We start from the raw sequence: 18,478 nt of genomic DNA on the forward strand, positions 1-18,478 counted from the left end.
TTCAGGCGCGCGGCCCCAACAGACCTGGAATCTGGCTTCGTCCGACACCGAGGTCGCGCAGCTCGCGCTCGCTCATGTCCGCCAGCAGGCGCCGGTCGCCGTGCCGGCGGCGCGCCTCGCGCAGCGGCGCGAACAGGCGATCGAACAGGCGGGTGAACGGGGTGGGCGTCCTCGATGACATGACGTGGCTCCTTGATGGCAGGCCATCTTGCAAGCGCGCGTGCTATTGTGGAAGTTGAGAATCCTGTCAACTTCGATCAGCTTTCCTGATGCGGCAACTCAATCTCGATCAATTGCGAACGCTGGTGTCCATCGCCGATCTCGGCAGCTTTTCGGCTGCCGCCCGCGCGCTGCACCTCGCGCAGCCCACGGTCAGCCTGCACATCAGCGAGCTCGAGTCGCGCCTGGGTGCCCGACTGGTGGTGCGCGGCGGGCGCCGCATCACGCCGACCGCAGCGGGTGCGGCGCTGGTCGAACGCGCGCGGCAGCTGCTGCGCGACGCCGACGAGGCGATCGATGCGGTGCGACGCCAGGCCGAAGGGCGCAGCGGCCGCGTGCGCCTCGGCACCTCCACCGGCGTGGTGGTCGACCTGCTGCCGCAGGTGCTCGAGTCGCTCGAACAGAGCCATGCGGGCATCGATGTCGAGGTCAGCATCCTGGGCTCGAACGAAGCCATGGCAAGGCTTGCGATCGGCACGATCGACATCGGGCTGGTGGCGATGCCGCAGCCGCCGCTGCGCGACCTCGTGGTCACGCGCTGGCGCAGTCAGCCGATGATGGCCTTCGTGCCGCGCAAGTGGAAGGCGCCGCAGCGCGCGACGCCCAGGTGGCTGGCACAGCAACCGCTGATCGCCAACGACAGCAGCACCCACATGTACCGCCTGACCACCGAATGGTTCGCCGCAGCGGGCGAGGCGCCGCGGCCCCGCATCGAGCTCAACTATGACGCCGCCATGCGCAGCCTGGTGGCGGCGGGCTATGGCGCCGCGGTGCTGCCCGTGCTGCCGGCCAGCGACAACCCGCTCGACGAGCGCATGCGCATGCTGCCGCTGCGTCCGCCGCTGGTGCGCCGGCTGGGCATCGCGCACCGGCCGCGCGCCGGGCTCGACGGTGCGACCGAGAGCGTGCTGCAGATCCTCGAGCGCTTCAGCCAGCGCTGAGCCTGCGTGCCGTTACAGCACGCGGCCGAGCGTCGCGACGGCGAAGACGAGCACGCCCAGCACCAGGTTGACTGCCACCAGCTTGCGGATGGTGTTCAGGTTCGTCGCCGCCACCGGCCATTCGCGCGCGGCCACGGCGCGCACCAGCCGCGGATAGGGCGCGAATCGAATGTGCAGGAACAGCGCCATCATCACCAGCCCGAGCGTGAACATCGCATGCACGCTCAAGTGCACGCGCGCGAAGCCGCCGCTCATCCAGACCAGCAGCAGGCCGCTCGCGAGCAGTACGCCGATGGCAACGGACACGCCGACGAAGAAGCGCGACAGCGCGGCCGCCATGAAGGGCAGGCGCAGCGGCGGCTCCAGGCTGGCGACCGCGGCCGGACGCACCGCGAAGTGCATGGTTGCCATGCCGCCGACCCAGAAGGCGGCAGCAAGCAGGTGGAGTAGGAGCAGGAGGGAAGGAAGCATGGGCATGTCGCAGCCTAACGATGATGCCGATGCCCCGCGGCCTCGGCGGGGTTTCAGCGGGGCTTCTGGTAGCCGCCCTCGATCCAGGCTTCGGCGCTCGCGGCGCTGAGCCTGAAGTCCGGCTTCACGCGCAACTCGGCCAGCTCGCTGCCGGATTCGTCGTGCGCCCGCAGCATCGCATGCGGGTTGTCCTCGTCGGGCACGATCTGCAGCGACACGCGTATGCGTTCGGAGCCGGCGCCCACGCTGACGTGCTTGTTGAGTTGCGCCTGCAGCTGCTGCTCGTGACGGCGCAACACCTCGTTGGCGGTCTTCACGAGCGTGTGGAAGGCCGCGGTGTCGAGCGGCTTGGGGTTCTTCTTGTCCCGCCCCATGGTCCACGGGCCGACCAGGGCGGGCTCCGGATCGCCGGCGCGCGTCATCGCGACGGCCCAGCCGTCGTCGTCTTCGTTCTTGATCACGCGCGCGGTCCAGAAGCCGTCGCTCCAGAGCGTGGGTTCCTGTAGCGGGCTTGCAGTGTCTGTCATGGTCGGGATTCAGAAGATGGAAAGGCCGGTGCGGGCCGTGAACAGCTCGAGCGCCTTCAGGCCGAGCAGCGAGTTGCCGTTGGCGTCGAGCGCAGGCGACCAGACGCAGAGCGTCAGCCGGTCGGGCACGACCGCGATGATGCCGCCGCCGACGCCGCTCTTGCAGGGCAGGCCGATCGAGAAGGCGACGTCGCCGGCGGCGTCGTAGGTGCCGCAGGTCAGCATCAGCGCGTTGATGCGCCGCGCATGGCGCTCGGTCGTGATCTCGGGTTCGCCGTCGATCGGGTGCGCGCCGTCGCGGCACAGGAAGCCGGAGGCGCGTGCCAGCTGCCGGCAGCTCATGCGGATCGCGCACTGGTGGAAATAGAGGCTCAGCACTTCGCGCACGTCGTTGTCGATCTTGCCGAAGCTCTTCATGAAGTTGGCCAGCGCGATGTTCCGGAAGCCGGTCACGGCTTCGGAGGCGGCCACCTCCTCGTCATAGGCGATCGCCTCGCCGCACAGGTTGGACATCAGCGCCAGCAGGTCGGCCTTGGCATGGCCCAGGCTCACCAGCCGGTCGGCCACCGCGATGGCGCCCGCGTTGATGAACGGATTGCGCGGCTTGCCGTACTCGTTCTCGAGCTGCACCAGCGAGTTGAACGGGTTGCCCGACGGTTCGCGGCCGATGCGCTCCCACAGTTCGTCGCCGAGTCGGCGCATGGCCAGCGTCAGCGTGAACATCTTCGAGATGCTCTGGATCGAGAACGGCGCGTCGGCGTCGCCGGCGCTGGCCTCCTCTCCTTCGCAGGTCCGCAGCGCGATGCCGAACTGCTGCGAGGGCACCCGTGCCAGCGCCGGGATGTAGCTGGCCACCTGGCCCTCGGCGCCGAGCAGCGGTCGCAGCTCGGCATCGATGGCGTCGAGCACCGGCTGGAACTTCATGCCGCCGTCCCCTGGCGGCGGTTCACCAGCACGATGCCGAGCGCCACGCCCGAGAGCGCGAGCACCAGCTGCAGGGTCAGCGGCTCCGACAGCAGCACGACGCCGAACACCAGCGCGAACAGCGGCGTCAGGAAGGTGAACGAGGAGATGCGCGTGGCCGGGTAGTGACGCAGCAGCCACATCCAGGCCAGGTAGCTGGCAAAGGCGCCGATCACGGTCTGCAGCCCGATCGAGAACCAGGCGTAGCCCGAGTAGTCGAGGCTCCATCGCTCGCCGAGCAGCAGCGACAGCAGCGGCGACACCGCGGCCGTGACCGCGATCTGATAGAAGAGCGTCTTCTCGGCGCTGGCGGTCGCGAGCCGGGTCGCGCGGATCGTGAGCGTCGTGAGCCCCCACAGCACGCCGGCCGCGAGCGCCAGCGCATCGCCGCGCAGCTGGGTCGAGGTGCTGTGGCCGAAGCTCTCGCTGAAGGCCAGCACCACGCCCGCGAAGGCGATCCCCAGCCCCACCCATTGCACGCCGCGCAGCCGCTCGGCCGGCACCAGCCGTGGCAGCAGCAGCGCCACGACGAAGGGCGAGGTGTAGAGAAACACCGTGAGCCGCGATGCGGTGGTCAGCTGCAGTCCGAGGTAGATGCAGGTGAACTCGCCCGCAAAAAGTGCGCCCGCGAGCAGGCCACCCGGCAGCGTGCCGTCGCGCTCGAACAGCGGCACGCCGCGCCGCGCGCACCAGGCCCACAGCAGCACGACCGCGCCCGCCATGCGGATCGATGCCTGCCACAGCGGTGGCACCTCGGTCACCGTGGTCTTGATGAGAATCTGCTGCAGGCCCCAGAAGGCGCAGCAGGCGAGCAGGATTCCGGTGGCGCGGGAGTCGAGGTGGTCCTTGCGGTCGATCATTCGTCGTTGTCTCTGAAGGTTGTTGTTCTTGTCGATGGTGCGCCGCCTGCGCGCCGTGGCAGCGGGCCCGCGACCGACGCGTGCGCCGCTACCGGCGCCGCCTTCAAAGCGGATGCTCCGTGTAGAAGCGCCCGCCGTGGAACAGCAGCGGCGAGGCGCCTGCGCTGTGGCTGCAGCGTTCGACCTCGCCGACGAAGATCACGTGGTCGCCCTCGTCGTAGCGGCTGCGATTGAAGCATTCGAAGCTCGCCGCGGCGCCCACGAGCACCGGCGCGCCGCCCACGCCCTCGGTGAAGGCGACGTCGAGCCAGCGGTCGACGTCCTTGGTCGCGAAGCGCTCGGCCAGCGCCTTCTGGCTCGCCGACAGGATGTTGATCGCGTAGTGCGATCCCGTGCTGAGCGCTGCCATCGATGCCGCGCCGCGCGCCAGGCTCCAGAGCACCAGCGGCGGCGTCAGCGACACGGAGTTGAAGGAGTTGGCCGTGAGGCCGACCAGCGCGCCATCCGCCGCGCGCGCCGTGACGATGGTCACGCCGGTGGCGAACATGCCGAGCGAGGCGCGGAACTCGTCGAGGGAAAAGGTAGGCGGTTGCGCCTGGGCGGGAGCGGTCACGGGAGAGCGGGTCGGGTGGAGGCCCATTTTGGCCGAAGCCGGCAAGCTGCGCAGACCACGCAGGGGCGCAGGAGCGTGGGGGCCTTCCTCAACCGAAGAACCAATAGCCGACGAAGATCGCTGCCACCACGCCCGCCAGCTCCGCCAGCAGCGCACAGCCCACTGCATGCCGGCCGCGCTGCAGCCCGACCGCACCGAAGTACACGGCGAGCACATAGAAGGTGGTCTCGGTGCTGCCCTGGATGATCGCCGCGACCAGCGCCGGGAAGCTGTCGACGCCCTGGCTCTGCATCGTCTCGATCAGCATCGCGCGCGCCGCGCTGCCCGAGAACGGCTTGACCAGCGCGGTCGGCAGCGCATCGACGAAGCGGGTGTCCCAGCCGGTCAGTCCGACCAGCCAGCGGATGCCCTCGAGCGCCAGGTCGAGCGCGCCCGAGGCCCGCAGCACGCCGATCGCGCACAGCATCGCGATCAGGTAGGGCAGCAGGTTCTTCGCCACGTCGAAGCCTTCCTTCGCGCCCTCGATGAAGCTCTCGTAGACCTTGACGCGCCGCAGCGCGCCGACCAGCAGGAAGCCGACGATCAGCCCGAACAGCACGAGGTTGCCGAGCAGCGAGGACAACGCCGCCAGCGCGGCGGCGGACAGTGTCGCCAGCAAGGCCATGAAGCCGCCGAGCAGCAGCGCCCCCGGAAGCAGGTAGGCCAGCACCACCGGGTCCCAGAGCCGCAGCCGCTGCATGAAGGCCACCGACAGCAGGCCGACCAGCGTCGAGGCGCTGGTCGCCAGCAGGATCGGCAGGAACACCAGCGTCGGATCGGCCGCGCCCTGCTGCGCCCGGTACATGAAGATCGTGACCGGCAGCAGCGTCAGCGAGGAAGCGTTGAGCACCAGGAACAGGATCTGGGCGTTGCTCGCCGTGTCCTTGCTCGGGTTCAGCGTCTGCAGTTCGCGCATCGCCTTGAGCCCGATCGGTGTCGCCGCGTTGTCGAGGCCGAGCGCGTTGGCCGCGAAGTTGAGCGTGATCAGGCCGAGTGCCGGATGGCCCGCAGGCACCTCGGGCATCAGGCGGCGGAACAGCGGGCCCAGCAGGCGCGCGAGCCGGTCGACGATGCCGGCGGCCTCGGCAATGCGCAGGAAGCCCAGCCACAGCGTGAGCGTGCCGAACAGCAGCACCATCACCTCGACCGACAGCTTGGCCATCGCGAACAGGCTCTCGACCATGGCGGCGAACACGGCCGTGTCGCCGCCGATCAGCCAGCGGCCCAGGGCGGCCAGTGCCGCGGTCAGAAAGAAGCCCAGCCACAAGCCGTTGAGCACGCGGTTTCCTCGTTGCGAGATGCCGGCCGATCATAGGGGCCCGGCCGTGGCGCCTCGGCTTCAGTGCGGACGCCGCGGCACCTCGATCAGCAGCGCCGGATCGAAGTCGTCCTGCTCGCCCTTGCCCAGGTAGCCGAGCGGATTGGCGACCACCCGGCAGCCGTCCTTCAGGTAATCGAAGTGGCAGTGCAGGTGGCCGTGCAGCCAGAGCTGCGCCTGCGGCAGCAGTTCGTCGAGCGAATTGCAGAAGCCCGCGGTGCCGGGCGTCAGGCCGTAGCGCGGATCGGCACTCGCAAGGCTCGGCGCGAAATGCGTGATGGCCACGGTCGTGCCGTCGAACGGCAGCGCCAGCGCTTCGCGCAACCAGGCCTGGCAGGTGAGCGAGTGCTCCCTCAAGGCGTCCGCGAGGAAGAGCTCGCCATGGCGCATCGTGGCAGCCTTGTGGAGGTAGAAGTTGGCCGCCCGCATCGCCTTGCCGCGCTTCTTGAGCGCATCGGCGAGGCCGTCGGCCGGTTCGACCAGGGCGTCGAAGTCGGCCCACAGCGTGGTGCCGACGAAGCGCACGCCGTCGATCACGCGCACCTCGCGCTCGAGCCAGGCGATGTCGAGCGCCTCGCAGGTCTCGCGCAGGCGGGTGTGAATCTCGTCGAAATCGGCGTTGTCGTACTCGTGGTTGCCGGGCACGTAGATCACGGGCGTCGGCCAGCCGTGGCGAGGCGAAAAGCGGGCGAGGCCGAAATCGGGCGCCGCCAGCGAGGAGCCTTGCTGGTACGAGCCGATATCCCCTGCGAGGATCAGCAGGTCCGCACCCGGCGCTGGCTGGATGCGAAGGTGAGGATGCACTTCGATGTGCAGGTCCGAGAGCAGTTGAAGCTTCATGAATGCGGTCTGGCCATCATGTTATGTGATTGGCGCATAACGTCGGGCTTGATAGATTGGGGAAAACCCTTATTCTTCATTCATCGTCACTCACAACGCGCGCCAGCAAAGGGCACGCACCATCATGTTTCACCTCATCGCCCTCGTGGCTGGTTTCTTCCGTCCGTCCGATCGCGCTGCCGAAGCCGGCAGCCTGGCCTCCCATCTGATGGAGAGCGCCGACAGCCGCGCCGGACTCGACGCGCACCACGCGCAGGAACTGCGCAGCGCCGCCAGCGCCTGGCTCAGCGTCGTTCGCTGACCAAGGCTAGTTCGCCCACTCTGCGGGCGGCATGCCTGCGAAAGCGGCATCGGCCGCACGCAGCAGAGCCTCGCGCAGCCAGCCGTGGGCGCGCGCATGCTGGGCCCGCCGGTGCCACAGCGCGTCCACGTGCACCAGCGGGTGGTGAAACGGCAGCTCGCGCAGCGCGAGCTGCTCGTCGATGCCGGTCACGCGCACGAAGTGGCGCGGCATCACGGCCAGCAGGTCCGAATTGGCGACCACCCGCCCGGCCGTATAGAACTGGTTCACCGTCACCACGATGCGCCGCTCGCGCCCCAGGGCGCCCAGCGTCTGGTCGATGAAGCCGTAGGGCCGGCCCGAGAAGCTCACGAGCAGGTGCCGCGCGGCGCAGAAGGCGTCGAGCGTCAGCGGCGAGCCGGCCAGCGGATGGTCACGGCGCATCACGCACACGTATTCGCCCACGTAGAGCCGCTGGCTCTCGAAAGGCACGCCCACGCCCGACTGCCCGCGCGCCGCCAGGCTCGCGATGACGGCCGGGAAATAGCCGATCGCCACGTCGACTTCCTCCTGCTCGAGCATCCGCCGCGGATCGCGCGTCGTCAGCGGCAGCACGCGCAGGGAGATGGCGCGCGCCTCGCGCTCCACGATCCCGATCAGGCCCGGCATCAGCTCGGCGGCCGTGGCGTCGGCCATCGCGAGCAGGAAGGTGGTGTCGGCGATGCCGGCGTCGAATTCGCCCGGCGCCAGCGTGTGCTGCAGCTGCCGCAGCGCGTCGCGCACCGTCGGCCAGAGCGCGAGGGCGCGTGGCGTCGGCTCGACCCCGGCGCCCGAGCGATGCACCAGTTCGTCGCCCACGACGTCGCGCAGTCGCCGCAGCGCGTTGCTGACCGCCGGCTGGGTGATCGAGAGGTTGCGCGCCGCGCGCGTCAGGTTGCGCTCCGCCATCACCTCGTCGAACACACGCAGCAGATTCAGATCCAGTGTGCGAAAGTTAACGTCCATAAGCTGCGTGAATGATAAACATCATCAAGATAAAGTGGCAAAACACTAGGGTAAGCCCTAATATCACTGCATCGGCTCCTGCCATTCGTCCCTCCTGGAGGTACATCATGACCAGCTTCGTTCACGTAGACCAACCCATCTCCCATCCCGGTGTCGAGCGCGCCGAGGCCGTCGTCGAGCGCGTCCGCGCTGCACGCCGGGGCTTCGACGGGGCCCGCGGCCTGTCCGCGCTGCTGCTCGCGGCGATCGTCTCGTCGATGCTCGTCGTCGCCGACAAGCTCGTCGCGACCACCGACGAAGGCGGCCTGCTGATGGCCTGGGTGCTGTGGGGCGTGGCCTTCTTCGGCCTGGCCCTGTTCGCCGGCACCGCGCGTTCGCTGGCCGTGCGCGTGATCGCATCGGGCCGCGCCGGCGCCGCCCGCCGCGCAGCCGCCCGCGCCGACGAGAAGTTCCTCGCCTACGCCCAGCACGACCCGCGCATCCTCAGCGAACTGAACATCATCGCCACGCACCAGCAGCAGGCCGATGTCGAGGCACCGCTGGTGGGCCGTTCGCGTTCGCTGGACCGCGTCGCCGAGCGCTCGGCCAACGTGCGCATCCCTTCGCTCTACGAAGCGATGCGCCGCGTCAACCTCGGCCAATACTATTGAGTCGAATCGCCGGCAACCCGAGCCGGCCAGCGCAAGAAAAAGCCGCCCGAGGGCGGCTTTTTCGTGGGCGAACGCGAACGATCAGGCCGCGAGCCGCTTCTCGATCGCGGCCTTGGTGGCCGGCAGTTCCTGCGGCAGATGGTGCGCGAGTTGCTGGAACAGCTCGGCATGCAGCTTCAGTTCCGCCAGCCAGGCAGCCTTGTCGATGCTGGTCACGGTCCTGAACTGCTCGGCGCTGAAGTCGAGGCCGGTCCAGTTGAGGTCTTCGTAGCGCGGGCTGACGCCGAACACGTGCTCGGAGCCATCGGCCTTCTGCTCGATGCGGTCGATCATCCACTTGAGCACGCGCATGTTCTCGCCGTAGCCGGGCCAGACGAACTTGCCGTCCTCGCCCTTGCGGAACCAGTTGGTGGTGTAGATCTTCGGCAGCCTGGCGCCCGAGGCCTCGAGCTTCTTGCCGAGGTCCAGCCAATGCTGGAAGTAGTCGCTCATGTTGTAGCCCATGAACGGCAGCATCGCGAACGGATCGCGCCGCACCACGCCCTGCTGGCCGGCTGCGGCGGCGGTGGTCTCGGAGCCCATCGTGGCCGCCATGTAGACGCCCTCGACCCAGTTGCGGGCCTCGGTCACGAGCGGCACGGTGGTCGAGCGGCGACCGCCGAAGATGAAGGCGTCGATCGCGACGCCCTTGGGGTCGTCCCAGGCTTCGTCGAGCGCGGGATTGTTGGTGGCCGCCACCGTGAAGCGGGCGTTCGGGTGCGCGGCCTTGGCGCCGGTTTCCCTGGCGATCGCGGGGGTCCAGTCCTTGCCCTGCCAGTCGATCGCGTGGGCAGGGGCTTCGCTCATGCCTTCCCACCAGACGTCGCCGTCGTCCGTCAGCGCCACGTTGGTGAAGATCACGTCGCGGTCCAGGCTGGCCATGCAGTTCGGATTGGTCTGCATGTTGGTGCCGGGCGCGACGCCGAAGTAGCCGGCCTCGGGGTTGATGGCGTGCAGCTTGCCGTCGGCGCCGGGCTTGATCCAGGCGATGTCGTCGCCGATGGTCGTGACCTTCCAGCCGTCGAAGCCGGCCGGCGGAATCAGCATCGCGAAGTTGGTCTTGCCGCAGGCGCTCGGGAAGGCGGCCGCCACGTGGTATTTCTTGCCGGTCGGGTTGGTCACGCCGAGGATCAGCATGTGCTCGGCCAGCCAGCCTGGGTTACCGGAGGGCCCCTCCGAGGCCGCGCGGCCCATCTTCGAGGCGATGCGCAGCGCGAAGCACTTCTTGCCGAGCAGCGCGTTGCCGCCGTAGCCCGAGCCGTAGCTCCAGATCTCCCGCGTCTCGGGGTAGTGGACGATGTACTTGGTCTTGTTGCAGGGCCAGGCGACGTCCTTCTGGCCGTCGGCGAGCGGTGCACCCACCGTGTGCACGCAGGGCACGAACTCGCCGTCGGCGCCGAGCACGTCGTACACCGCGCGGCCCATGCGTGTCATGATCTTCATGTTGACCGCCACGTAGGGGCTGTCGGACAGTTCGATGCCGATGTGCGCGATCGGCGAGCCCAGCGGGCCCATGCTGAACGGCACGACGTACATCGTGCGGCCCTGCATGCAGCCGTCGAACAGCGGCTGCAGCGTGGCGCGCATCTCGGCCGGCGCCATCCAGTTGTTGGTCGGGCCGGCGTCTTCCTTGGTGGCGGAGCAGATGTAGGTGCGGTCCTCGACGCGCGCGACGTCGCTCGGGTCGGAGGTGGCGAGGAAGGAGTTCGGACGCTTGGCCGGATTGAGCTTCTTGAAGGTGCCGGCGTCGACCATCTGCTGGCAGAGCCGGTCGTATTCCTCGGCGCTGCCGTCGCACCAGTGGATCTGCGCGGGCTTGCACAGGGCGGCCATTTCGGCCACCCACGCGATCAGTTTCGCGTTGCGTACATAGGCCGGCGCCTGCATGGCGAGGCCCTTCAGCGGTGCGTTCATCTTCAGTCTCCTAAGTTGCAAAAATCGTCTTTTCTAACGGGACGCGACGCCGCGGCTGTCGAGATCCGTTGGAGAAAACGCTTGGCGCCTTGAAGGATGTCTGGAAGGAAGCCCGATGGAATCGGGGAAACCGCCGATGCGGCGGCGGGTCCGGGCAGGCCGGACTGCAGGGGTTGCCGAGTCGCGCGCGTGACAAGGCGGCGCCGCGGCAGCGGGAAACCCGCGTTCAGGCCACGTAGATGGCGATGGAGGCCAGCAACAGCATCAGCACGCCGCCAACCAGCGGCAGCACGATGGGCATCAGGGGAACGATCGACTCGACGGCGTCTTTTTCGACCGCGGCCGCGTGGCCGGGCTCGATGGGGGTGGGGTTGGACATCGGGATTCCTTGGGTTCGCAAGACTGGGCGCATTTTACCGGTTGGACCTCGGGACGCGGTCTAGGGGGTTGCCAGGGCTTCCCGCCGGCGGTTTCAGCGCTGCTCGACCGCCTGGAATCCCGCCTCGCGCAGCGCCGCCAGCACGCTCGCGAGATGGTCGCGGCCCCGGGTCTGCAGCACGAGCTCGACGTCGACGTTCTGGGCTGCGAGCATGGTGAACGCGCGCTGGTGATGCACCTCGTCGACGTTGGCGCCCGCTTCCGCCACGGTCGCCGTGATATGGGCCAGCGAGCCCGGAACGTCGCGCGCGCTCACCCGCACGCGAGCGAGCCGGCCGGCGCGCACCATGCCGCGCTCGATGATCGCGGCGAGCAGCAGCGGGTCGATGTTGCCGCCCGAGAGGACCAGGCCCACGCGCTGGCCGCGAAAGCGCTCGGGATGGCGGATCAGCGCCGCCAGGCCCGCGGCGCCGGCGCCCTCGACCAGGGTCTTCTCGATCTCGAGCAGCATCAGCACCCCTTGCTCGATGTCGCCCTCGTCGACCAGCAGCAGGTCGTCGACCTCGCGCGCGATGATCTCGCGCGTCAGCAGGCCCGGCGTGCCGACCGCGATGCCTTCGGCGATGGTGCTCGTGCCCTGCGGATGCTGGGTGCCCTGGACCGCGTTCACCATCGCCGGGAATCGCGAGGTCTGCACGCCGACGATGCGGATGTCCGGCTTGCGGGCCTTCGCGGCCACCGCCATGCCGGCGATCAGCCCGCCGCCTCCGACCGATACAAGCAGCACGTCGAGATCGGGCACGACGTCGAGCATCTCGAGCGCCACCGTGCCCTGGCCCGCGATGATCGCCTCGTCGTCGTAGGGGTGGACGAAGGCCAGGCCTTCGCGTTCGGCCAGCGCCAGCGCGTGCGCGCGCGCCGCGTCGAGGCTGTCGCCATGCAGCACCACCTCGGCGCCGAAGCCGCGCGTGCGCTCGATCTTCACCCCCGGCGTGAAGCGCGGCATCACGATCATCGCGCGCAGCCCGAGCCGCTGTGCGTGGTAGGCCACGCCCTGGGCGTGGTTGCCGGCCGACATCGCGATCACCCCGCGCGTGCCGGCCTCCGACAGGTCCACCAGCTTGTTACAGGCGCCGCGCTCCTTGAAGGATGCAGTGAACTGCAGGTTCTCGAACTTGAGGAAGACCTGGGCGCCGACGATCTCGGAAAGCGTGCGCGATTCGACACAGGGCGTGTCGAGCAATTGCCCGTGGAGCCGGGCCGCGGCGCGTTCGATGTCTTCGATTCCAACCATGCAGGCGATTGTGGATGGATTCCCGACATCAGGGTATTTCGCGCCGGCAGGCTTCCCGAAGCCAAAAGTCTGCGTTATGGTCGCTCCAGATTCACCCTGCCCCTAGCTGGAGGTCGCCCGATGGTCAAGCGTTCCGGTGTCGATGTTGTGGCTGCCGCCTCGCGCGGCCACGCATTGCCGTCGCCCGGACTCAAGGAAGCACCGGTGCTCGAACTCATGTGTTCGCACTTCGTGCTCACGCTCGCCGCCAAGCAGGGGCCGCGCTTCAACGTGCGCCGGGACCTCAATGGGCTGCTGTCGCTCACGGGCCGCCATCTGGTGTGGCCGCTGCCCGTGCTGCAGCGCCTGCGCGAATTCCTGGGCCGTCGTTGTGCAGGGAACGAGGTCTGGAAGGGCGTCGAGGCCTTCGACGGCCGCACGCTGCTCGACCGCCACGGCGTCTGGCGCGGCCCTTACGAAGAGGGCACGCTCTTCTTCTACCTCGACGAATACGCGAAGGACCAGCCCAAGGACCTGCTCTCGGTGCTGTCCGTCACGCGCGACTGGCTCACCCAGGCGCTGCGCAAGCAGTCGACGCTGGTCGAGAAGAACATCGATGCGCTGGCCGGGCTGCTGCAGCTCAACAAGGCCGAGCGCGCGCTGCTGCTCTACGGCACGCTGGCGCGCTACCAGCGCGACCTGCGCTCGCTGCTGGTCGAGTTCAAGGTCAACAACGCACCCGAGGCCTATGCGGCGATCGCCGAAGTGGCGGGCGTCAATGCGGGCGAGGTCGGCGAGGCGCTGCGCGCCGGATCGCGGCTCGAGCGCATCGGGCTGGTCGAGAACCTGATCTCCGAGCACAACATCACCGACCTCGCCGATCTCATGAAGGTCAGCGAGAAGCTGCCGCCCGTGCTGATGCGCGAATACCGCGATCGCAACGAGCTGATGGCGGTGTTCACGCGGCCCTCCGCCAAGAGCGCGCTCTCGGTGCAGGATTTCTCCTTCGTGCAGGACGATGCCCAGATGCTCGTCACGCTGCTGCGCGCGGCGGTGGCGCGCAAGGAGCCCGGCGTCAACGTGCTGCTGTACGGCCCGCCGGGCACCGGCAAGACCGAGCTCGCGAAAGTGGTGGCGCAGGCCGCGGGCCTCGAGCTGTTCGAGGTGGAATACGCCGACCGCGACGGCAACTCGCTCTCGGGCCGCGACCGCTATCGCTCGCTGCAGATCGCCCAGGTCTTCCTGAAGGGCAGCGAGCAGGCCGCGCTGCTGTTCGACGAGGTCGAGGACGTGTTCCCGCCGATCAGCACCGAGGCTGCGCAGTTCATGGCGCGCGCCGAGCAGATCCCTTCGCCCACCAGCGGCAGCGTGAGCGGCAAGGCCTGGGTCAACCAGATCCTCGAATCGAACCCGGTGCCCACGCTGTGGGTCACGAACCGCATCGAGCAGATCGATCCCGCCTTCCGGCGCCGTTTCGCCTACCACCTCGAGCTGAAGTCGCCGCCGCCCGGCGCGCGCGAGCAGCTGGTGCGCCGCACGCTCGAGGGCGTCAGCGTCACCGAGGCCTTCACGGCCAAGCTCGCGGGCCGCAAGGGCCTGACGCCGGCCCAGATCCGCACGGCGGTGCGTTTTGCGGGGCTCGCGAGCGCCGAAGGCAGTTCGATGGAGACCCTGATCGAGCGCCAGCTCAAGAATGCCGACCTCGCGCTCGGCACGCTCGACGGCGTCGGCGAACGCCGCAGCGTCACGACCTACGACCTCGACATGCTCAACGTCGAGACGCGCTTCGAAATCCCGCGCATCGTCGAGGCGCTGAAGGCGCGCGGCCACGGCACGCTGTGCTTCTATGGCGCACCGGGCACCGGCAAGACCGCGCTGGCGGAGCACATCGCGAAGTCGATCGGCCGGCCGCTGATCGTCAAGCAGGCCAGCGACCTCATGAGCAAGTACGTCGGCGAGACCGAGCAGAACATGGCCGCCATGTTCAAGGAAGCCGAGGCCGAGAAGGCCGTGCTGCTGCTCGACGAGGCGGACAGCTTCCTGCAGGACCGCCGCGGCGCGCAGCGCACCTACGAGGTCACCGAGGTCAACGAGATGCTGCAGGGCATGGAGCGCTTCGACGGCATCTTCGTCTGCACCACCAACCTGCTCGACCGCCTGGACCAGGCGGCGCTCAGGCGCTTCACCTTCAAGATCAAGTTCATGCCGCTCACCGGCGAGCAGCGCGAGCGCATGTTCGTCACCGAGGCGCTCGGCGGCGACGTCACGCGGCTCACCGAGCCGGCGCGGGCGCGCCTGGCCAGGCTGCCGCAGCTGTGCCCGGGCGACTTCGCGGCCGTCAAGCGCCAGACCGACATCCTCGCGGTCGAGTTCTCGCAGGACGAGTTTCTCGACCAGCTTGATGCGGAGCATCGCATCAAGCCCGAAGTCCGCGAATCCCGCGGCATGGGATTCGTCCAATAAAAGCCGATCACAAGAGGCGCGCGGTGCCATCGCTGCGCGAGGGAGTGCGTCCCATGAAGTCTGCGCGTGCCTGTGACGCCGCGCGACGCGCCGTGGGCGTGGCGATCCTGTCGGGCGCCTGCCTGCTGGCCGCCTGCGGTGGCGGAGGTGGTGGCGGAGGTGGCGCCGCGCTGCCGCTGCCCGTCGCAGCCGCGCCGGCGCCACCTGCCGAGAGCAGCGAGCCGATCGTCGCTGCCTCGAGCGTCCAGGGCCAGTGCGCAGCGCCGCGCTTCGGCGTCGACCCCGACACCGGCGCCGCCTTCCCCGATCGCGCGGGCTCGCTCGATACCGAGAAGTCCTGGGTGCGGGCCTGGGTCGACGAGACCTACCTCTGGTTCGACCAGGTGCCGACGACGCTGGCCGCGCGCGACTACGCCACGCCGCAAGCCTACTTTGCGGTGCTCAAGACACCGGCGACGACGGCCACCGGGCGGCCCAGGGACCGCTTCCATTTCACGCAGGACACGGCCGCCTACCGGGCCTCGGCGCAGAGCGGGATCGAAGTCGGCTACGGCCTCGAGCTGGCCTTCCTGAGCGCCGCACCGCCGCGTGACGTGCGCGTGGCCTTCGCCGAGCCCGGATCGCCCGCGGCCGCGGCGGGCATCGAGCGCGGAACGCGCCTGGTCGAGGTCGACGGCATCGAGGTCGCGAACGGTGCCGACGTCGCAGCGCTCAACGCGGCGCTGGCGCCCGCGCGCGAGGGCGAATCGCACGGCTTTCGGCTGCAGGCGCCCGACGGCAGCCTGCGCAGCGTGACGCTGACATCGCAGCGCATCACGCGCCAGCCGGTGCAGAACGTGAAGACGATCGCCAGCGCGAGCGGGCCGGTCGGCTACCTGCTCTTCAACGACCACATGGCAAACGCCGAAGCGCCGCTGGTGGCCGCCATCCAGCAGCTCAAGGCGGCCGCGGTGGTCGATCTGGTGATCGACATGCGCTACAACGGCGGTGGCCTGCTCGACATCGCGAGCGAATTAGCCTTCATGGTCGCGGCGCCGGCCGCCACCGGCGGCACCACCTTCGAGCGGCTGCAGTTCAATGCCAGGAACCCGTTCGGCCTCACGCCGGCCCAGACCACGTTGCCCTTCCACGCGACCTCGCGCGGCTTCTCGGTGCCCGCTGGCCAGCCGCTGCCGCAGCTCGGTCTCTCGCGCGTGACGGTGCTCGCGGGGCCGGACACCTGCTCGGCCAGCGAGTCGGTGATCAATGGCCTGCGCGGCGTCGGCGTGGCGGTGAACCTGGTGGGCGGCACCACCTGCGGCAAGCCCTATGGCTTCTTTCCGCAGGACAACTGCGGCACCACCTACTTCGCGATCCAGTTCCAGGGCGTGAACCAGCAGGGCTTCGGCGACTACGGCGACGGCTTCGCGCCGACCTGTGCGGTGGCCGACGACTTCGGCCATGCGCTCGGCGATCCGGCCGAGGCCCGGCTGGCGGCGGCGCTGGCCTATCGCAACACCGGCAGCTGCCCCGCGGCGCCGGCCGCGAAGGCTTCGGCTGCGCTGGTGAAGGCCGAAGCCGAGGGGGTGCCCTATCTGGTGCGCAGTCCGCTGCGCGAGAACCGGATCGTCGCGCTGCCCTGAGTCGACCGCGGCGCTGCGGGGCTCAGAAAGCGCTGCAAACGCGCAGCACCTCGCTGCCGTAGGCCTCGAGCTTCTTGCTGCCGATGCCGCTGATGCCTTGCAGGTCCTCGAGCGTCGCGGGCGCGCGCTCGGCGATCGAGGCCAGCGTGGCGTCGTGGAAGATCACGTAGGCCGGCAGGTTGTGTTCCTTGGCGACCTCGGCGCGCCAGGCCTTGAGCGCCGCGAAGCGGGCCTGGCCGTTGGCGTCGAGCGCGGCGGCGGCCGGCGAGGGCGCGCCGCGCGCGGCCTTCTCGCGCCGCGGCTTGCGATCGGCGGGCGAGGTGATCGATTCGCGCAGCATCACCTGGGTCTCGCCCTTGAGCACCGCGCGCGAGCCGTCGGTGAGCTGCAGCGTGTTGTAGGCCTGGGCATCGACCGCGACCGCGCCGATCGCGATCAGCTGGCGCAGCACGCCCCGCAACTGCACCTCGCTGAATTCGCTGCCGATGCCGAAGGTGCTGATCGACGCGTGGCCGAACTGCGTGATCTTCTCTGTGGTCTTGCCGCGCAGGATGTCCATGATGTGGCCGGCGCCGAAGCTGATGCCGCTCTGCTGCTGCACGCGGTAGATGGTCGACAGCAGCTTGCGCGCGGCGTCGGTGCCGTCCCAGACCTGCGGCGGCGTGATGCAGTTGTCGCAATTCCCGCACGTGGCCCCCACGCTCGGCACGTCGTGTCCTCGCTGCCCCCCGAGGGGGCCGCGGCCGTCTTGGGGCGGGCCGGCGTCGGCCGGGCGCTCGTATGTTTCCCCGAAATAGCCCAGCAGCCGCACCCGCCGGCAATCGCTGGCTTCGGCCAGCGACAGCAGGGCGTCGAGCTTGCCGCGCATGACCTGCTTGAATTCCTCGCCGGCCGGGCTCTCGTCGATCATGCGGCGCTGGTTGACGACGTCCTGCAGGCCGTAGGCCATCCAGGCGTCGGCAGGCGCGCCGTCGCGGCCAGCGCGGCCGGTCTCCTGGTAGTAGCCCTCGATGTTCTTGGGCATGTCGAGGTGGGCGACGAAGCGCACGTCGGGCTTGTCGATGCCCATGCCGAAGGCGATGGTCGCGACCATGACGATGCCTTCGTCGCGCAGGAAGCGGTCCTGGTGCTTCTGCCGCACGGCGGCGTCGAGGCCCGCGTGGTAGGGCAGGGCGTTGATGCCTGCATCGGCCAGTGTGCGGGCGACGTCCTCGACGCGCTTTCTCGACTGGCAATAGACCACGCCCGCATCGCCTTCGTGCTCGCGCTCGATGAAGCGCAGCAGCTGGGTGGTGGCCTCCTTCTTCTCGACGATGGTGTAGCGGATGTTGGGGCGGTCGAAGCTCGAGACGAACTGGCGCGCCTCCTCGAGCTGAAGCCGCTCGACGATGTCGGCGCGCGTGAGGGCGTCGGCAGTGGCCGTGAGCGCGATGCGCGGCACGCCCGCATAGCGCTCGTGCAGCACCGTGAGCGCGCGGTATTCCGGGCGGAAGTCGTGGCCCCACTGGCTCACGCAATGAGCCTCGTCGATCGCGAACAGCGCGAGCTTGCCGCGCTCGCGCAGCGAATCGAGCTGCGACAGGAAGCGCGGCGTGTTGACGCGCTCTGGCGCCGCGTAGAGCAGCGTGATCTCCCCGCGCAGCATGCGGCGCTCGACCTCCTGCGTCTGCTCCCAGTCGAGCGTGGAGTTGAGGAAGGCGGCGTCGACGCCGGCCTCGTGCAGCGCGCCGACCTGGTCGTGCATGAGCGCGATCAGCGGCGACACCACCACCGTGACGCCATGGCCGGCGCGCTGGCGTGCGATGGCGGGGATCTGGTAGCACAGCGACTTGCCGCCGCCGGTGGGCATCAGCACCAGCGCGTCGCCGCCGGCCACGACATGCTCGACGATGGCCTGCTGCGGGCCACGGAACTGCGGATAGCCGAAGGTTTCGTGAAGGATCGTCTCGGGTGCGATCGGCTGGATTTCGGAAGCCTGGGATGACAAGGGGGACGCCATGGTTGGTTGCGGCGTGCCCCGGTGCCGGGGCAGCGCAGCGCGGAATCGCTGGGAATGCGCGCGC

The 18,478-nt window shown here is 69.2% G+C and carries 18 protein-coding genes; 5 read left to right on the forward strand and 13 right to left on the reverse strand.

Going from position 1 to position 18,478, the window contains the following annotated elements; all coding sequences use genetic code 11:
* Nucleotide 1 precedes the first annotated feature (1 nt).
* A complete protein-coding gene (locus QTH87_RS17975; protein WP_286611108.1) occupies nt 2-181 on the reverse strand; it encodes a YjiS-like domain-containing protein in 180 nt (59 codons plus the stop codon).
* 88 nt (nt 182-269) lie between these two features.
* On the opposite strand from QTH87_RS17975, the gene QTH87_RS17980 reads away from it, so the two are divergent.
* Entirely contained in the window at nt 270-1,160 is an 891-nt protein-coding gene (locus QTH87_RS17980; RefSeq protein WP_286611109.1) for a LysR family transcriptional regulator, read from the forward strand.
* A gap of 12 nt (nt 1,161-1,172) precedes the next feature.
* Here the strand turns inward: QTH87_RS17980 and QTH87_RS17985 are convergent, their stop codons facing one another.
* The 7 genes from QTH87_RS17985 to QTH87_RS18015 form a co-directional block, all read right to left on the reverse strand.
* The gene (locus tag QTH87_RS17985; RefSeq protein WP_286611112.1) at nt 1,173-1,631 is read right to left on the reverse strand and encodes a CopD family protein; all 459 of its coding nucleotides are present in this window, start codon (nt 1,629-1,631) and stop codon (nt 1,173-1,175) included.
* 53 nt (nt 1,632-1,684) lie between these two features.
* Nucleotides 1,685-2,158, reverse strand: a complete 474-nt coding sequence (locus QTH87_RS17990; protein ID WP_286611114.1) for a hypothetical protein — start codon at nt 2,156-2,158, stop codon at nt 1,685-1,687.
* Between the two features lie 9 nt (nt 2,159-2,167).
* Nucleotides 2,168-3,082, reverse strand: coding sequence for a glutaminase (locus QTH87_RS17995; RefSeq protein ID WP_286611115.1), 915 nt, complete (start codon nt 3,080-3,082; stop codon nt 2,168-2,170).
* Complete coding sequence (locus QTH87_RS18000) at nt 3,079-3,981, reverse strand: DMT family transporter (RefSeq protein ID WP_286611117.1); 903 nt, start codon at nt 3,979-3,981, stop codon at nt 3,079-3,081. Before QTH87_RS18000 ends, QTH87_RS17995 begins: the two co-directional genes overlap by 4 nt.
* A gap of 103 nt (nt 3,982-4,084) precedes the next feature.
* Nucleotides 4,085-4,621 carry a flavin reductase family protein gene (locus tag QTH87_RS18005; protein ID WP_286611118.1) on the reverse strand — a complete coding sequence of 179 codons (537 nt, stop codon included), beginning with the start codon at nt 4,619-4,621 and terminating at the stop codon, nt 4,085-4,087.
* 61 nt (nt 4,622-4,682) lie between these two features.
* A complete protein-coding gene (locus QTH87_RS18010) occupies nt 4,683-5,912 on the reverse strand; it encodes a spore maturation protein (RefSeq protein ID WP_286611119.1) in 1,230 nt (409 codons plus the stop codon).
* A 60-nt stretch (nt 5,913-5,972) separates the two neighbouring features.
* Nucleotides 5,973-6,791 (reverse strand): metallophosphoesterase, encoded by an 819-nt coding sequence (locus tag QTH87_RS18015; protein WP_286611121.1) that lies wholly within the window; start codon nt 6,789-6,791, stop codon nt 5,973-5,975.
* A 124-nt stretch (nt 6,792-6,915) separates the two neighbouring features.
* Here QTH87_RS18015 and QTH87_RS18020 point away from each other — a divergent pair, with 124 nt between their 5' ends.
* Complete coding sequence (locus QTH87_RS18020; protein WP_286611122.1) at nt 6,916-7,092, forward strand: hypothetical protein; 177 nt, start codon at nt 6,916-6,918, stop codon at nt 7,090-7,092.
* Nucleotides 7,093-7,098: 6 nt separating this feature from the next.
* Here the strand turns inward: QTH87_RS18020 and QTH87_RS18025 are convergent, their stop codons facing one another.
* The gene (locus QTH87_RS18025; RefSeq protein ID WP_286611124.1) at nt 7,099-8,076 is read right to left on the reverse strand and encodes a LysR family transcriptional regulator; all 978 of its coding nucleotides are present in this window, start codon (nt 8,074-8,076) and stop codon (nt 7,099-7,101) included.
* Between the two features lie 107 nt (nt 8,077-8,183).
* Here QTH87_RS18025 and QTH87_RS18030 point away from each other — a divergent pair, with 107 nt between their 5' ends.
* The gene (locus QTH87_RS18030; RefSeq protein WP_286611126.1) at nt 8,184-8,726 is read left to right on the forward strand and encodes a hypothetical protein; all 543 of its coding nucleotides are present in this window, start codon (nt 8,184-8,186) and stop codon (nt 8,724-8,726) included.
* 81 nt (nt 8,727-8,807) lie between these two features.
* Here the strand turns inward: QTH87_RS18030 and QTH87_RS18035 are convergent, their stop codons facing one another.
* From QTH87_RS18035 to QTH87_RS18045, 3 genes are all read right to left on the reverse strand, one after another.
* Nucleotides 8,808-10,679: a phosphoenolpyruvate carboxykinase (GTP) gene (locus QTH87_RS18035; RefSeq protein ID WP_286611128.1), complete on the reverse strand. Its 1,872-nt coding sequence runs from the start codon at nt 10,677-10,679 to the stop codon at nt 8,808-8,810.
* 226 nt (nt 10,680-10,905) lie between these two features.
* Nucleotides 10,906-11,058 (reverse strand): hypothetical protein, encoded by a 153-nt coding sequence (locus QTH87_RS18040; protein ID WP_286611129.1) that lies wholly within the window; start codon nt 11,056-11,058, stop codon nt 10,906-10,908.
* A 93-nt stretch (nt 11,059-11,151) separates the two neighbouring features.
* A complete protein-coding gene (locus QTH87_RS18045; RefSeq protein WP_286611130.1) occupies nt 11,152-12,351 on the reverse strand; it encodes a threonine ammonia-lyase in 1,200 nt (399 codons plus the stop codon).
* Between the two features lie 120 nt (nt 12,352-12,471).
* Between QTH87_RS18045 and QTH87_RS18050 the strand changes: the two genes are divergently transcribed.
* Nucleotides 12,472-14,793: an ATP-binding protein gene (locus tag QTH87_RS18050; protein WP_286611132.1), complete on the forward strand. Its 2,322-nt coding sequence runs from the start codon at nt 12,472-12,474 to the stop codon at nt 14,791-14,793.
* 53 nt (nt 14,794-14,846) lie between these two features.
* Entirely contained in the window at nt 14,847-16,415 is a 1,569-nt protein-coding gene (locus QTH87_RS18055) for a S41 family peptidase (protein ID WP_286611133.1), read from the forward strand.
* Between the two features lie 22 nt (nt 16,416-16,437).
* Here QTH87_RS18055 and QTH87_RS18060 read toward each other — a convergent pair whose 3' ends face one another.
* Nucleotides 16,438-18,414 (reverse strand): RecQ family ATP-dependent DNA helicase, encoded by a 1,977-nt coding sequence (locus tag QTH87_RS18060; protein WP_286611134.1) that lies wholly within the window; start codon nt 18,412-18,414, stop codon nt 16,438-16,440.
* Nucleotides 18,415-18,478 lie beyond the last annotated feature (64 nt).

Origin of the sequence: Variovorax jilinensis (assembly GCF_030316885.1) — a bacterium.
Classification (GTDB): Bacteria; Pseudomonadota; Gammaproteobacteria; order Burkholderiales; family Burkholderiaceae_C; genus Variovorax; species Variovorax jilinensis.